Origin of the sequence: Allobosea lathyri (assembly GCF_900108245.1) — a bacterium.
Taxonomy (GTDB): Bacteria; Pseudomonadota; Alphaproteobacteria; order Rhizobiales; family Beijerinckiaceae; genus Allobosea; species Allobosea lathyri.
In genome coordinates this window covers 163,993-180,009 of the sequence record NZ_FNUY01000009.1, presented here as the reverse complement: position 1 = coordinate 180,009, position 16,017 = coordinate 163,993, and the positions used below count along the sequence as shown (strand labels likewise).

General features: G+C 60.1%; 13 protein-coding genes. 2 read left to right on the top strand and 11 right to left on the bottom strand.

Going from position 1 to position 16,017, the window contains the following annotated elements; genetic code table 11:
- Nucleotides 1-2 precede the first annotated feature (2 nt).
- The 5 genes from C4S73_RS20635 to alr all read right to left on the bottom strand — a co-directional run bounded on the left by C4S73_RS20635 (nt 3) and on the right by alr (nt 7,094).
- Complete coding sequence (locus C4S73_RS20635) at nt 3-1,412, bottom strand: aldehyde dehydrogenase family protein (protein ID WP_103874411.1); 1,410 nt, start codon at nt 1,410-1,412, stop codon at nt 3-5.
- A 191-nt stretch (nt 1,413-1,603) separates the two neighbouring features.
- Complete coding sequence (locus C4S73_RS20630) at nt 1,604-2,881, bottom strand: ArgE/DapE family deacylase (RefSeq protein ID WP_103874410.1); 1,278 nt, start codon at nt 2,879-2,881, stop codon at nt 1,604-1,606.
- 33 nt (nt 2,882-2,914) lie between these two features.
- The gene (locus C4S73_RS20625) at nt 2,915-4,318 is read right to left on the bottom strand and encodes an aspartate aminotransferase family protein (protein ID WP_103874409.1); all 1,404 of its coding nucleotides are present in this window, start codon (nt 4,316-4,318) and stop codon (nt 2,915-2,917) included.
- 382 nt (nt 4,319-4,700) lie between these two features.
- Nucleotides 4,701-5,951, bottom strand: coding sequence for a D-amino acid dehydrogenase (locus C4S73_RS20620; RefSeq protein WP_103874408.1), 1,251 nt, complete (start codon nt 5,949-5,951; stop codon nt 4,701-4,703).
- A gap of 30 nt (nt 5,952-5,981) precedes the next feature.
- The gene (gene alr, locus C4S73_RS20615) at nt 5,982-7,094 is read right to left on the bottom strand and encodes an alanine racemase (protein WP_103874407.1); all 1,113 of its coding nucleotides are present in this window, start codon (nt 7,092-7,094) and stop codon (nt 5,982-5,984) included.
- A gap of 125 nt (nt 7,095-7,219) precedes the next feature.
- Here alr and C4S73_RS20610 point away from each other — a divergent pair, with 125 nt between their 5' ends.
- Entirely contained in the window at nt 7,220-7,696 is a 477-nt protein-coding gene (locus C4S73_RS20610; protein ID WP_103874406.1) for an Lrp/AsnC family transcriptional regulator, read from the top strand.
- A gap of 838 nt (nt 7,697-8,534) precedes the next feature.
- Here the strand turns inward: C4S73_RS20610 and C4S73_RS20605 are convergent.
- From C4S73_RS20605 to C4S73_RS20580, 6 genes are all read right to left on the bottom strand, one after another.
- Nucleotides 8,535-9,566, bottom strand: a complete 1,032-nt coding sequence (locus tag C4S73_RS20605; RefSeq protein ID WP_160115858.1) for an Ldh family oxidoreductase — start codon at nt 9,564-9,566, stop codon at nt 8,535-8,537.
- The gene (locus C4S73_RS20600; protein ID WP_103874404.1) at nt 9,550-11,100 is read right to left on the bottom strand and encodes a gamma-glutamyltransferase family protein; all 1,551 of its coding nucleotides are present in this window, start codon (nt 11,098-11,100) and stop codon (nt 9,550-9,552) included. Before C4S73_RS20600 ends, C4S73_RS20605 begins: the two co-directional genes overlap by 17 nt.
- 4 nt (nt 11,101-11,104) lie before the next feature.
- Nucleotides 11,105-11,863 carry an ABC transporter ATP-binding protein gene (locus tag C4S73_RS20595; RefSeq protein ID WP_103874403.1) on the bottom strand — a complete coding sequence of 253 codons (759 nt, stop codon included), beginning with the start codon at nt 11,861-11,863 and terminating at the stop codon, nt 11,105-11,107.
- Between the two features lie 4 nt (nt 11,864-11,867).
- A complete protein-coding gene (locus tag C4S73_RS20590) occupies nt 11,868-12,854 on the bottom strand; it encodes an ABC transporter substrate-binding protein (RefSeq protein WP_103874402.1) in 987 nt (328 codons plus the stop codon).
- A 38-nt stretch (nt 12,855-12,892) separates the two neighbouring features.
- A complete protein-coding gene (locus C4S73_RS20585; RefSeq protein WP_103874401.1) occupies nt 12,893-13,660 on the bottom strand; it encodes an ABC transporter permease in 768 nt (255 codons plus the stop codon).
- A gap of 68 nt (nt 13,661-13,728) precedes the next feature.
- Nucleotides 13,729-14,910 (bottom strand): M24 family metallopeptidase, encoded by a 1,182-nt coding sequence (locus C4S73_RS20580; protein ID WP_103874400.1) that lies wholly within the window; start codon nt 14,908-14,910, stop codon nt 13,729-13,731.
- A 62-nt stretch (nt 14,911-14,972) separates the two neighbouring features.
- Here C4S73_RS20580 and C4S73_RS20575 point away from each other — a divergent pair, with 62 nt between their 5' ends.
- Nucleotides 14,973-15,953: a LysR family transcriptional regulator gene (locus tag C4S73_RS20575; RefSeq protein ID WP_146071453.1), complete on the top strand. Its 981-nt coding sequence runs from the start codon at nt 14,973-14,975 to the stop codon at nt 15,951-15,953.
- Nucleotides 15,954-16,017 lie beyond the last annotated feature (64 nt).

The following is a 16,017-nucleotide window of genomic DNA, read 5'->3' as shown; positions in this document are numbered from 1 at the left end:
CGTCAGGCTCGATTGATACAAACGACCTTCGGTTGGGTCATGTCTTCGAACGCGAATCGTACGCCCTCGCGTCCCATGCTGCCATACTTGGAGCCGCCAAACGGCATCGCGTCGAACCGATAGTCCGAGGAGTCATTGATCATGACGCCGCCCGCATCAATTCGCTGAGCAGCTTCGAGCGCTTTCGACAGGTCGTTCGTGAAGATGCCGGCATGCAGGCTGTATTCGGGATCATTGGCCATTTCGATTGCCTGGTCGAAGGTCTCGAACGGCGCGAGCATCACCACCGGCGCGAAGACCTCTTCGTGCCACAGCGAGCAGGTTGGGGGCGTGCCTTCCAAGACGGTTGGGTGATAGAGCGAGCCTTTCCGCAGATTGCCGCAAAGCAAGATCGCGCCGGACTCTATGGCCTCATTCACGGAGGCTTGGGCCCGCCTCGCTACATCCTCCGAAATCATCGGCCCAACATCGGTATCCTCTCGTGACGGATCGCCCGCTCTCAGCTTTGCGGTGGCCCGAACGAAGGCATCCCGGAAGCGCTCGTACAGTTGCGCCTGGACGAGAATGCGCTGGGCGCCGATGCAGTTCTGTCCGGCAGCCCAGAAGGCCCCCGAAACGCAGCTTTCGACGGCCTTGTCGAAGTCGCAGTCGGCCATGACGATGACTGGGGCGTTGCCGCCCAGCTCCATTGCAAGCTTCTTCAATCCGGCAGAACGCGTGATCGCCTCGCCTGCCGCAAAGCCGCCGGTGAACGACACCATGCGGACCTCCCGGGCGGAGACAAGTGCCTTGCCAAGATCGACGCCGCCGATGGCGATCGTAATGATTTCCTCAGGCAACCCGGCTTCGATGAGAGCCTCGACCAGTTTCATCGCGGAAAGCGGTGTCAGTTCGGACGGCTTGAGGAGGATCGCATTTCCGCCAGCGATGGCCGGCCCAAGCTTGTGCGCCACCAAGTTGAGAGGATCGTTGTAGGGCGTTATCGCAGCGATGATCCCGAGCGGCTCGCGCGTGAACCAGCCTTGACGCAGCTCCGATCCCGGATAGGCATCGAACGGGATAACCTCGCCGGCACTGCGCTTCGCCTCCTCAGCCGAGAGCTTTAGCGTGTTCACGCAGCGCATCACTTCCTTGCGCGCCTGAACGATCGTTTTTCCGGCCTCGGCAACAATAGTGCTTGCGAAGGTCTCCCGGCGATCATCGATGAGGGCCGCGGCGCCTTCGAGAACAGCGGCGCGCTTGTGACGCGGCAGTTGGCGGGACGCGACCGCGCCGCGGCGGGCGCGAGCGAGCAAGTCGTCAAGAGCTTCCGCTCCGGTCGAGGGAACCTTCTCAACGATAGAACCGTCGAACGGGTTCTCGACGGCGATGACGGCGTCGTTCTCAGCGGCTTTGAGTTTTGCAGCGATCATGCACGCTATCCTGAGTTGCCGTCGCGTCCAGTGAGGAACGAACGGCCGATATGGAACATCGGGGACAAGGCCGCCGGACACCGTGACCGACGGCCGAAACACGGCTCAAGAGCCTGACTTCCACCGCTCAGCCGCAGGTCGTCGGTTCCGGCTCCCCGCTTGAGGCCGGAGGCCCCTGCGCTGGTGGAATCTCAAGCTTGCACGCCACACCATTCGGCAGCGAACAGTGCCAACGTCTTCGTAACGCGCTTCAGCGAGGGCAGGCTGACGCGCTCGTCAATGCCATGAATGCTCTCGGCGATCGGCCCATAGACGAGCGACGGAATATTCCCGTGCACGGCGAAAACAGCGGCATCCAGGTAGCAGGTCATAACCGAGGCGTTCAGCTCCTCGCCGTTTTGGACGCGACGGTGCGCCGCCCGAAGGGCCGCTTCCGCTGGCGAGCCTTCAGTCAACACGTACCCGGCGTGCATAACGCCGACCCACTCCACGTCGACGAGGTCGCCGGCGGCGAAGGCCCGGTCACTTTCATGAATCCCGGCGACGAAGGCCTCGAACTCTTCGGCACGTGTCTTGGGATCCTCTCCCGGATAAAACCCGATGCGCCCTTCGACCACGCAGTCGCTCGGAATCGAGGCGATCCAATCGCCCCCCCTTATCGTTCCGAACGTCAGCGCGACCGGATTCCGGATATCGGCAAACCACGGCCTGTCTTTGGCTTCGCTGATCCACTTGCGTTCCAATTCGCGCAAGTGGCTCGTGAGCCGGATCATCAGATCAATCGCACTATTTCCTGACTCGGGCTCGCGCGGATGCGCCGGGCGACCGCGGACGGTCAGGCGAAACTTAAGCACGCCGGAATTGGCGCGCACCAGTTGCTCGTCAGTTGGTTCCGGGCTGATGATGGCATCCGCCACGTAGCCGTTGACGAAGGCCGTTGCCGCTCCATTGCCGGTAATTTCCTCTTCAACTACGGACTGGATCTGCACATCGCCGCGCAGCGATAGACCGGCGTGAGCTATGGCGTCCAAAGCAAAAATGGACGCAGCCAAGCCCCCTTTCATATCGCCGGCACCGCGACCGTAGAGCCAATCGCCCTCCCGACGAGGCTTGAACGGCGGAGACGCCCAGCGCGCCGCACTGCCGGCCGGAACAACATCCATGTGGGAGTTGAAGGCCAGAGAGCGGCCGCCGCGTTCGCTGGCATCCTTTCGACCGACGATGTTCCAACTCGATCGGTAGTCGACCGTCGAAGGCGAGAAAGCCGGATGCTTGCCGATCCGGGAAGCATCCGTCTGAAATCGGCTGATGGCGTAGCCGCGCTTGATGAGAGCCGACTCCAAGAAACTCTGCGCCTCCGCCTCCTCATTGCGAAGGGTTCGGAAGCTTACGAGTTCACCGAGGAACTCGACCTGTTTATCAAACAGGTCGTCGACGGCTTGCAGGATGCGGTCTTCGGGAGAAGCCATGATGATATCCAGGCAGCGCGGCAGGATGTATCGTCAGGCGATCGCGGTTTCGCGCGACAGCTCGTCCATGACCTCGCGCACGGCGGCCTCGGCGATAGAGACGATCTCGTCGACTTCTTCCTTTGTGGTCACCAAAGGCGGAGCGAAACCGAGGATGTCACCATGCGGCATCGCACGGGCGATCAAGCCGCGGTCGCGAGCCGCCTTCGAGACCCGAGCGCCAACCTTCAATCCGGCGTCGAAGCGGGTCTTACGATCCCGATCCGCGACGAATTCGATCGCGCCCATCAGTCCAACGCCACGAACCTCGCCGACGATCGGCAACTGAGCGAACGTGGCAGAGAGCCGCTTCTGGAAGTAATCGCCGACGACGCGGGCGTTGCCTGGGAGATTCTCCTTCTCGACGATGTCAAGGACTGCATTCGCCGCGGCCGCACCAATGGGATGGCCCGAATAGGTGTAGCCATGGGAGAACGCGCCGACCTTTGCCGCACCTTCTTCCATCACCTGATACACCTTCTCGCTGACGATCGAACCGGACAACGGGAAGTAGGCCGAGGTCAGGCCCTTGGCGATGGTGATCAGATCCGGCTCGATTCCGTAATGGTGGCAGCCGAACATCGACCCAGTACGCCCGAAGCCGGTGATCACCTCGTCCGCGATCAGGAGCACGTCGTGCTTCTTCAGCACCTCCTGGATGGCGGACCAATAACCCTCCGGCGGCGGAGTGATGCCGCCCGTACCCAGCACCGGCTCTGCGATAAAGGCGCCAACCGTGTCGGCACCCTCGCGCTGGATTAGCTCGTCGAGTTCGGTCGCGCGCCGCGCCGAGAAAGCGAGCTCCGACTCGCCTGCTTCTGCGCCCCAATAGTGATGCGGCGCTCCGGTGTGGATAATCCCGGAAACCGGCAGGTCCATGTGATCATGATAGAAGCTCATACCGGTTAGCGACCCTGACACGACGCTGCAGCCGTGGTAACCGCGCATACGCGAGATGATCTTCTTCTTTTTCGGCTTGCCGCGGAGGTTGTTGTAGTACCAGACGAGCTTCACATTCGTCTCATTGGCGTCGGAACCCGACATGCCATAGAAAATCTTGCTCATCTTACCGGGCGCCATACGCACCAGGCGGTCGGACAGAATCGCCAGCTCGTCGGTGGTGTGAGCGGCATAGGTGTGGTAGTATGCAAGCCGGTAGGCCTGACGGGAAATCGCCTCCGCCACCTCCGTCCGACCATAGCCGATATTTACGCAGTATAGCCCGGCGAAGCCGTCGATGAGCTCCTTGCCAGTAGCATCCTGAATGCGGATGCCCTTCCCGGTTTCGACTATGATCGGGTCACCGAGCTTGCCGCTCGCGAAGTCGGCAAGCTGCGTGAATGGGTGAAGGACGCTGGCGCGATCCAGCTTGCTGATCTTGGCGACATTGATCGTCATAGTCTGGCTCCTTCATCTATCGAACGATTATCCGTGGTAAAGAGAGAGACATCCGCCTGCTTCCGCAGACGATCTGTTTCCACCTTTCAGCGTCTGGGCCATTGGGCCCCATAACGCTCGTCGTTAGTGAACTTATACAGCACCTAGACGCAGTTTGCCGGCGTTTGCAGGTGCATGACAGAGGATTTCCGGTGTTGTGATCGCCTCAAGCGCAGTATGCGTGCGAAACGAGGCTGGATCCGATCAACATACGAATCACTTGGGCCTCAAAAACACGCTCCGCCCGCAGGCGGGGACCACACCTGCGAGGCTGACGAAGCTCTCGCAGCGGTTTCCATCGAAAACGAGAAGGAAGCGCGATACTCGCAGTGCAACCGAGCGTTTAGGAGTAGCGGGCGACCGAAAGATCGGTGGCGTCGATCTCCGGCTTGCGGCCCGAAACAAGGTCGGCGACGACGCGCGCCGAACCGCAGCTCATCGTCCATCCGAGCGTGCCATGGCCGGTATTTAGGAAGAGGCCAGCTACTGTCGTCGGGCCGATGACTGGTGTTCCGTCCGGCGTCATCGGTCGCAGGCCCGACCAGAAGCTTGCCTTGGACACGTCGCCACCGGGAAAGAGGTCGGTGACGGAATGCTGGAGCGTCAGGCGGCGAGGTTCGCCAAGATCGTTAGTGTAGCCGGAGATTTCCGCCATGCCACCAACGCGAATGCGGTCGCCGAGCCTTGTAATGGCGATCTTGAAGGTCTCGTCCATCACGGTCGATTCCGGCGCCCGCGAGGCGTCGGTAATCGGGATTGTTAGTGAATAGCCCTTAACCGGATATACCGGCAGCCGGATGCCGTGCGGGCGTACGAGGAGTGGTGAGAAACTGCCGAGCGCGACAACTGCGGCCTCAGCCTCGAGCCTGCCATGCGCGGTGACGACGGCACGCACGCGGCCGCCTTCGACGTCCAGACCTCTGATAATGCTACCATAGTTGAAGCGCACGCCGAGGTCTTCGGCCTTTGCCGCCAGCGCAGTGGTGAACTTGAAGCAGTCACCCGTCTCGTCCTTCGGCGTCAGGAGACCGCCGACGATTTTTTCGCGCACATGCTTCAGGGCGGGTTCGACCCGAATGCAGCCTTCTGGGTCCAGCACGTCGTAAGGGATGCCGTCGGCGGCTAGCGCCTTGACGTCCTTAGCGGAGGCTTCGAGTTGCGCATCGGTGCGGAAGAGTTGCAGCGTGCCCTGCATGCGCTCGTCGTAGGCGATGCCGGTTTCTTCGCGCAACGCAGCAAGCGCGATGCGGCTGTAGTCTGCGAGGCGCAGCATGCGGCTCTTATTGATCGCATAACGAGCGGAGGTGCAGTTGCCCAGCATCTGCGCCATCCAGCTGAGCATGGCCATGTCGACCTTGGGACGTAGGATCAGCGGCGCATGCTGCATGAACAGCCACTTCATGGCCTTCAAGGGGATGCCCGGAGCGGCCCAGGGCGAGCAATATCCAAAAGAGACTTCGCCGGCATTCGCGAAGCTGGTCTCCAGCGCCGAGCCAGGCTGACGGTCGACGACTGTGACGTCGTGCCCCATCTTGGCGAGCTGATAAGCCGACGTGACGCCGACGATGCCAGCTCCAAGAACAATGACTTTCATGATGTCCTCAAGGAGAATGAAGCGGATGGCTCAGCGGTAGCGTCGCTCATAGCGGTGGCCGAGGCCGGTGAGAATTTCGTAAGCGATGGTGCCAGCGTCACGTGCGACATCCTCCAGCGTCTGGTGCGGCCCCAGCACCTCCACGAGACTACCCGGCGCGAGGCCGCCTTCGGGAACGGCGGAAATGTCGATGATGATGCTATCCATGGAGACCCGCCCAACAATCGGCAGGCGCACGCCGTCGTGATAGACTGCACCGCGGCCTGAGAGGCTGCGCAGTAGCCCGTCCGCATAACCGGCCGCGATGGTAGCAAGCCGCGCTTTACCAGTAGTCACATGGGTCGCGCCGTAGCCCACGCGTGTACCTGATGGCACTGTTCGCGTTTGCACCACGGCGACATCAAGACTGACGACGGGTTCCATCGGATTGGCTTGGCCGACGGTGGGCGCGCCGCCATAGAGGGCGATGCCGGGTCGAGCGAGCACGCTGTGATAGGCCTTGCCCAGGAAAATGCCGCCGGAATTGGCAAAGCAGACAGGGAATTGCGGGAATTCCCCGGTAATGCGCTCCATCTCCGCGCGCTGATCCTCGTTTTGGCCACTATCTATATCATCGGCAGAGGCGAGGTGGCTCATAATGAAGAGCACGTCGATGCCGCTTTCGGCCTCGAGGAGGCCGGTCAGGGTTGCCCGGTCCTCCGGAGGAAGACCAAGACGCGACATGCCGGTATCGAATTGCAGCACTGCAGGCAGGCGCCGGCCAAGCACCTCAGCGGCGCTTGTCCATTGGTACCACTGCTCCAGCGTGTTGATGACGGGCACGATGCCGCGTTCAACGGCGGCGGTTTCGTTGCCAGGCTGGAGGCCGTTCAGCACGAATAACGTGGCCTCTTCGGGAAGATGCGGTTTAAGGCGGAGCGCCTCGACAAAATGGGCGACGAAGAAGTGACGGCACCCCTCGGCATACAGCGTGGACGAGACTCGTTCGGCGCCAAGCCCGTATGCATCCGCTTTAACGACGGCCGCAGCGCGGCCCGGTGCTACCTCGGCCGCCAGCCGCTGATAGTTGCGGGCCAGAATCGCGAGGTCGATCGTCAAATAGCCCGAAGCGCCGCCGAAACCTTCTTCCGTCGCATGGTTCATTGCCGCTCTCCCCTGTCAGTGGAAGACTAGCGCAACGATCATGAAATAGCCGACGAAAGAGCGCTTGCTTGTTGCGCAAGAAGATAATTTTTGTAAGAATCCGCGAAGAAATGGAATGATCTGCAATGTCGGCCTTGGACGCGATCGATCGTAATATCCTTCGGCTCCTGCGGCTGAACGCGCGTATGAGCAATGCGAGCCTCGCTGCAGAGGTCGGCCTGTCGCCTTCTGCCTGTCTCAGGCGCATCAGGCTGATGGAACGGGCCGGCATCATTCGCGGCTATACGGCGCTGGTAGATGCGAGCAATTCTGAGTCGACCATAGCGGTCATCATCAACATCACGCTGGAGCGACAAACTGAGGATTTTCTCGATCGCTTTGAGGCGGCGGTTCGCAGACACCCGGAAATCCGCGAGTGTTTCCTGATGACCGGCGGCTCGGATTATCTTTTGCGCGTCGAGGTCGCCAATGCCGGGGAGTTCGAACGCATCCACAAGGAAATCCTATCGGCGATGCCGGGCGTCTCGCGTATTCATTCGAGCTTTGCGATCCGCAACGTGCTAGCGACACGTCCCAGCACTAGGGGATCACCTACGCGCTAGCGCTTCCCCATGCCTATTCCGGACACGGTCTTGGAAAACTTGGGTAAAGGCGGAGGACATCATGTCAGAGGTCGAACTCCGGCGCAGGGCCGAGTTCGTTCTGCCCCGATGTCGGACGTGTCCCCCACAGGCGCTAAATTGACGGACAGCGGCCGCGTGGAATGCGGCATAGATCGGTAGCGGCTGGGATAATTCCTGACCCGTCGCGTTCTCCCGGATGAGAACCCCAAAACCGGTCCCGCGTTCCGAAACGTCGTGCGTTGCAGATTATCGTCGGCCCGGCTTCCGCGCATCGCTTGTGAGTCCGAGGAGAAATTGGGAGCAACTAAAAATTCTCAATAATATTATGATAGTTCTTCAATACGCCGCGAAGGTTCGGTTTTCGCCCGCAGAAAACGAATTAAATTGGGACGATCATTACTTCGACATTTCAAAGTATTACCGGCATTTTGGCTTCTTGATCGCAAGCAGCCACGGCTCGAAGATCGGCCACATTTCTGCGATCCGCTCTTTTTGATTGTCGGTTCGGATATCTGCGTCGCTGAACTCGTTCCTGATCCAATCAAACAGACGTGCGATAAAGGACATGCGCGCGTGGCGTAGATTCCAATTTTTCTGAGCCATCCCAGTACCTTTCGACCGCATGGGCGTGTCAAGCAATGTCCGTACCAATGCAAGAACGATCGTACGGATTAGGTGAATTCTCTCCTCGACCGGAGAAAGCTAAAGCTATTACAACAGGACATCATGTCTGATCGAAAGCAGTCATGTTACCATCGCGCGACCTTGGCTGCTGAGCCCTCTATTCCTCGGGCAGCCCAGCAGCTTATCCAGCCCGTTACCTTTCGAACGTCCCGCCTAATTTCTTGAGCTCCCCGTACAGTGTTGCTGGGATGGAGAAGCCATTTCGATCGCTTTCGGCGCGTCGTGCATATCGTTGGTGAGAGGGCAAACGGAGGTCCTCGTCCTCCAGCCAGCCGAACAGCGTTTCCGCCCGGTCCTTATAAGTGGTGCCGAAGCGTTCCGCCCCGATCGCGATCAGAAATTGCCCGTGTTGAGGGGCGGCTCCACCTGCTCGCGCGACAGCACCAGATTCTTGGCTTAGATAATCACCGACGAGAGGGCCAGCGAGCAGTTCAATCATTGTTGCCAAAGCCGCGCCTTTGTGGCCGCCGAACGTCAAAAGATCTCCCTCGGCCGCCCGCTTCGGGTCGACGGTCGCCCTTCCCTGAGTGTCTACGGCGACATCCGCCGGCAGCTGGGATCCAGTTGCGATCAACGCTTCCAAACCGCCCCGGGAAATGGCGCTTGTCGCGAAATCGAACACGAATGGCTTGCGATTGTCACGCGGCCAGCCGAAGGCAATGGGATTGGTGCCGAAAAGACGTCTCGACGCACCGAATGGCCTGACCCAAGGATGGCTTGTCGTCATGCTCAATGCGACAAGCGTTCTGTCGGCCAGCCATTCAACATCGGGCCAAAGAGCAGACACGTGGAAACAATTCCGCACTGCAAGTGCCGCGATTCCGAGAGTGCTCGCTACCTCCAAAAGCAGGGGAAGTCCCACGGCGAGAGCGCAAGGCGAAAAGCCTGAGTGAGCATCCACCATGACCACAGCTGGCGATGGATACGAGGCAACGGGCGACGCTTCCAACGTTTCGGGGTGCGTGCGCGCAGTCTCGATGCAACGTAGGATGCGCTTCAGACCGTGCGAGCTGCAGCCATCGGCTTCGACCGCGGCGAAATGAAGCGCAAGCGTCCGTGCTTGCCCTTCCGGGAAACCCGCGCCTTGCAACGCTTGGGCCGCGAGCTCGGCCGCCTCAACGACCGAAACCCTGACCTCGTCGCCTGTTTTATTCGCAGATCGCATAGGACGCCCGCCTGGGGTCTGCCCCTGCTTGGCGGACGCCGTTCTTTGCAACGAGGATTGCATTAACACCGCCCATAAGCCGCGACCACGCACCAACGTCGCGAACGACGAAGCCACTTCTGGTGATTTCGTCGTGCCACGGCTTGGGAGCCCGTGTTTCCAGCATGACCTCCAATCCGGTATCGTGACGATACCGCGGTGCTTCGATCGCTTCCTGAATGTTCATGTCGCGATCGAACACGTTGTTCAGCACCTGGAAGATGGCTTGCGGCTGCCCATGGTCCCCGGGCGTCGCGATCGCCACTTCGCAGCCGTCTCCAATGAGAAGCGCCGGACACAACGTGTGGAAGGGGCGCATTGCGGGCTGCAGGCCCCGCGAGGGGTGATCGCTGATCTCTTCCAGGTAGGACCGATTGTGCATCACGATACCGGTCGAGGGCGAGATCACGCCGCTGCCGAAATCCTCAAACAAACTTTGGACCCAGCTTACCGCATTGCCCCATTTGTCGATGACCACGAAAGTGCTGGTGTCTCCGCCGCCGGCCCTGGATTCGGCTTCGTGCGAAATCCGTTTCGCCAAAAGCTCGGGGAAGTCGAAATCGGCAAGGTTGGGCGCTGTGAGAGAGGAGCGGCTCGGGTCAGTCGCCAACGCGTCCCGGTACTCGAAGGCGATCCGCTTCATCTGAAGCACTGCGGCCGGGGGCAGCGGCCTTCCCGGATCAACCTCTGAGAGCCCCGCCATGAAAGCAAGGGCCAGCCCCTGCGAATTCGGGGGGGCGACATGCAGCTCGCGGCCCCTATAGGGGGTCGACAGCGATGGTCCGACCAGGGTTTCATGGCCGCGAAGGTCGTCCAGAGTCAAGAACGACCCTGCCGCCCGCAGATCGGCGATCAAGGCCTCGCCCAGCCCGCCGCCATAGAGTTCCGCCGGCCCTCCAGTCGCCAACACTCGCAAGGTCCCGGCCAAAGCGGGCTGGCGTAAGCTTGAACCCAGCTCACGATATCCCGGAGGACCATATACAGCCGCCAAATCGGGAAATTGCTCCGCTAGCTCTCGATAGGTGTCGCCCGCGAAGAAGGTCTGCAGCACGGTATCCAGTGCGACGCCTCGATCTGCCAGTTCGATTGCTGGCTCCAGCATCTCGGCGAAGCTCCGCGAACCGAAGCGTTGCAACAACGTCGACCAGCCGTGCACCGCACCGCAAACGCTGATCGGCAACGGTCCGCGCTGCGGAATCTCATTCAGACCCCGTTCCGCGAAGGCGGCGACGTCAGCAGCTGCGGCGGTCTTACCGCTCCCATTGATGGCATAGACCCGCCGCTCGGAGGCGACGTAAGCCAAGGCTATGGCGTCACCGCCCAACCCATTCATGTTGGGAATTGCTACTGCTAGCGTGGCAGCGCAAGCGACGGCTGCGTCGAAGGCGTTGCCGCCACTCCTCAGGACTGCGGCCCCCGCTTCCGAAGCCTTGTGGTGCCCACTGACGACGACGCCGGCGTCCGTCATGAGAATGGGGCGGCTGATGTTGCTCATGTGCTTACTCCGTAAAGCCAGTCGCGTTCATCAGGAGCCGAACCTGATTGCAGGCATCCTGGAACTCCGGCGTCGCGATATCGGTGAAGGATCGTGGCCGAGGCAGCTTGACATCGATCACGCTGGCTATGCGCCCTGGCCGCGACTGCATCACAACAATACGGTCGGCCAAGAAAACCGCCTCAATGATGCTGTGGGTGATCAGGACGATCGTCTTTTTGGTCTCCATCCAGATGCGCTGGATTTCCAGATTCATCTGCTCCCTCGTCATCGCGTCGAGAGCACCGAATGGTTCGTCCATGAGTACGAGGGAGGGATCGTGTATCAGCGCGCGGCAGAGCGCCACACGTTGCTGCATGCCGCCGGACAACTGGTAGGGGTGGCGGTCTTCAAAACCGCGCAATCCGACCAGATCGATCATTCGGGTCAGTTCCGCCTGGTGGCGTCCGACATCGAGTTTCCTGACCTCGAGGGGCAGCTCGATGTTCTGCCGAACATTCCGCCATGGGAGCAGCACCGGCGTTTGAAAGGCGATGCCGACGTCATCGGTGGGACCCGTAACCTCACGGTCAGCGATCCGGATCGAGCCACCGCTGGTCGGCATGAGGCCGGCCACCAGCCGCAGCAATGTGCTCTTTCCACATCCGGAGGTTCCAACGATCGATACGAACTCCCCCTCCGCGACGTCCAGGGAGATCGATTCGAGCGCCGTGAACGGCCCGAACCGCTTCGAGACGTCTTCGAGCGCGATGATGCTCTTCATCACGTCAACTCGGCAGAAAGTCGTTAGAGTAGTACTGCTCCACCGGCAACGAACGCTTCATGCCGCCGAACTTCACGAGCACGGCCTGCGTTTCCTCCCAGTCACGCGGGTCCATCCACCCGAACGGCTTGCCCTGCGTGTTCTTGGTGGTGAGCGCCTTAGCCGACAATTCCAGTTGGCGCTTGAAAACGTCCCGATTCCTGCGCTGCTCAGGCAGCGTTTTGATGAGCGCATCGATAGCGAGATCGGGGTTATCTTTGGCTTTCAGGAAAGCCTCTTGAGTGGCTTTGAGAAATGCTTTCACCGCGTCCGGATTTTTCTCAAGGAAGGCCGCATTCGCCACGACGCCATTGTTCATCTGACTGAGGCCATAATCCGAAAGCAGGAAATACTCGACCTTGGCGCCGGCCTGCTCTAGCTGCGCCACTTGAACGTTATAGAATCCGGGGATGGCATCGGCGCGCTTCTGCAGAAACATGGCGTTCTTCGCCCCGAAAGCAGGGTTGAGGACGCTAACGCTGGCCGGATCGACGTTCTGTGACGCGAGCAACGCCGGGAACACCTGGGCTGTGGATTCCGAAGGAGCAAACGCCACCACCTTATTGGCGAGGTCCTTCGGCTGCTTGATAGGACTATCGGCGTGCGAGATGATGCAGGCCGCGTCGCTGATCACACGCATAACCGCCTTGAGTGGCAGGCCTTGCTCGACGGCACGCGCAGTGCTGCCGAAATCGACGAAGCCCAATTGGTCGCCGCCCTGTGCGACAAATTTCGCGACAGTCGCCGAACCTTGGCCTTCACCGATACGCACGTCCAGGCCAGCGCGATCGTAAAGCCCCTCTTGCAAGGCCAGAAAGAACGGCGCGTGGGTTCCGTAAATCGTCCAGTCCAGACGGAAGCTGATCGGAACTTTCTGCTGAGCATGCACGGTCGTCGAGACAGCTGCGGCAGTCGCCGCGGCAAGGCCTATCAGTGCTTCACGCCTGTTCATGGCTTTTCCCCTTGGTTTTGTGGTGAGCTAAGTCAGTCCTAGAGAGCGGGTACCTCCTTGAGGCGGACGCTGGCGTGCCAGGGAATGAGGCGCTGCTCGAACATCTCCACCGCGTAGTAGAGAACGATGCCCAGCACCGTCAGAATGGCCAGGACGGCAAACAGCAGCGCCGTGTCGAGATTGGCATTAGCGGTTAGCAGCAGATACCCGAGCCCTTCAGTCGCTCCGACCCACTCAGCGATAACGGCGCCGACAACAGAGAATGCGACCGAGACCTTGAGGCCGGAAAACAGGCTGGGAAGCGCCAAAGGAAGCCTGAACCTCCAGAAAATTTGGAAGCGGCTCGCCTTCATCGACCGGGCGAGCTCCAGCATCTCGTTTTCCATCGAACGCAAACCGACGACGGTCGAGATGACGACCGGAAAAAACGCGACAAGAAATGTCACCAGAATCTTGGGCACGATGCCCAGCCCGAACCACACGACGATAAGAGGAGCCAGAGCAACTTTTGGAAAGGTCTGGGACAGCACCAGCCAAGGCATGATAGCCTTCTCGACGATACTCGACGATACGATGATAAACGCCAGGGGGACGCCGATAAGAACGCTCAGCAAGAAGCCGCCGAGCGTTTCATAGGTCGTGACCCATGCATGGCGCATGAGGTAGCCGAAGTCCTGCCCGAGCCGTTCGATGACCGCTTCCGGGCGAGGCAGCAGATAGGCAGGGACCTCGAACAGAATCGAGATCGCATACCACCCGAGCACAAAAACGACGAAAGTACCGAGTGGGTAATAGGCGCTCTTCATCGGGTTGCTCCTGAGGCCTCGGTTAGCGAGATCGACACCGGCTCGCGAACGAGATGCGCTGGCTGCCCTTAGGCCACCGTACCGGGCACCAGCAGCTCACGCGGGTATTTGGCGAAGGTCTCCGCGCCGGAGGCCGTGACCACGAAGGACTCCGAAACCACCAAACCGTACTTGTCGAGCCAAAGCGCCGGTATACAGTGGAACGTCATGTTCTCTTCGAGAACAGTCTTGTCACCCGCTCGGAGGCTGCAGGTCAGCTCCCCCCATGTCGGGGGGTAACCAATGCCGACCGGGTAGCCGATGCGGGAATCCTTCTCGAGGCCGTGCTTAGCCGTGACGCTCTTCCAAGCGGCCGCCAGGTCTTCACACAGCACGCCGGGCTTAACCGCGTCGAGCACCGCTTCGAGCCCTTCGCGAATGATCGCAGTAGTGCGCACCAGTTCGCTTGGCGGCGTACCGATGTAGATGCAGCGGGAAAGCGGGGAATGATAGCGGTGACGAACGCCGCCCATCTCAATGTAGAAGATCTCGTCTTCTTTTAGCGGCGCGTCGGTCCAGCTCAAGTGCGGCGCGCTGCAATATTCGCCGACCATCGCGTTCGGCGGCTTGCATGGGAAGGTTCCGCCGAATTCAGGGGTGCCTGCGGTCGTAACCTTGTAGAGCTCCGCCATGACGTCGCATTGACGAACGCCGACTGCAGCCTTGTTCCGGGCAGCTTCCATGGCGGCCCCTGCAATCGTGCCGGCCTGGCGCATGAACGCAATCTCGTTCGGGGACTTCACCATCCGGATGCGGTTAACTAAAAGGAACGCATCCTTGAAGGTGGCGTTCGGGAGCTTCGACGTCAGAATGGAATGCCATTTCGCCGTGTAGTAGTAGTCGTCCATCTCCACGCCGATGCGCAGATCAGACCAGTTCCTCTCCTGGATCAAATCGGCGAGATACTGCATCGGATGCAATTCCGACGAGCCGACATATTTGTCCGGATAGGCAATGACATTCGCGCTCGACAAGAACGCCGTGAATTTTGCCCCCACGGCATCCATCTTGCGACCGAACCAAATCGGCTCTTCCTGATCCAGGGAGACGATGACCATCTGCGGGGTATAGAATGACCAACCGTCGTACCCCGTAAGATAGAAATGATTGGCGGGATTCGAAACGAGCAGGAGTTCGATGCCGGCCTTTTCCATGGCCCGCTGGGTTTTCCGCACCCGCTCCAAAAACTCTCCGCGCTCGAACAGGATCATCGCAAACCCTTTTTTCCGCCTGCGCTGATTAAAAACTAATCAGCGAACGCAGTGACTGTGCGGTGAGCAATTCGATAAGTCTATTGAGTTTATTTCACTATTTTCATACCTTTTTGGTTATGCGTTACCCCAACCTTCGCCACCTGGAAATTTTCCGGACACTCACCCAGACGTTGAGCGTCACCGAGACTGCGCGACTGCTGAACATCACCCAGCCGGCCGTCAGCAAGGCGATAGCTCAGCTACAGGATTCTGTAGGCATTCAGATGTTCAAGCGTGTCCGCGGGCGACTTCAAGCCAGCGAGGACACATTGAGGTTGCTCGCCGAGACAGAGCGGCTGCTCAATCAGGTCACGCTGTTTAGCGACGAGGTAACGGCACTGCACGAGGCCCGCCACGGTCGGCTCTCAGTCGCTGCCGTACCCGCGCTTGCAATTGGAGCAATCGCGGGAACGGTGGGCTCTTTCATGCGATCTCACCCGAAGGTGAAAGTCGACCTTTCCGCAGAGATGTCGTCAAGAATAGTGACGGAGGTGGCGCAGCATCGAGTCGAGCTGGGCTTCATCCATGGCGATCCGCAGAACCTCAACATCCGCGCCGTTCCGATGGGAGAATCGGAAATGGTCTGTCAGTTCCGGTCGGACCATCGTTTGGCGAAGAAGGACCTGATCTCGCCGCAGGATCTCGCGGGCGAACCCCTCGTTCTGCTCAGTCCCGCCTCTCCACCTAATCACTTGATCAGGGAAAGCTTCGCCAAGGTAGGCGTACATCCAGACGTGGTCGCCGAGGTCAATGCTTCTCATTTGTCGGGGGAGATCACCAGCCACACCGGCGTGGCCTTCGTCGACCCGATGTCCGTCGCTGCCAACCGCAGCCGCACAACAATCTGCAGGCGCTTCCACCCTTCAGTAGTATTGCGCGTTTACGCTATCTCCTCCGCCCTGCGGCCAATGTCACGCATCGCCACCGAATTTCAATCGTTGGCTCAGGCGTCAATCCATAAGGCGATTGCCGCGGCGCAGCGAGCCGTTGACCGCGGATAAGCCATGGAAACACGATCAGCGATAGGAAAACCGCGATCCGCTTTTCACATCAACGCTCGTCCAG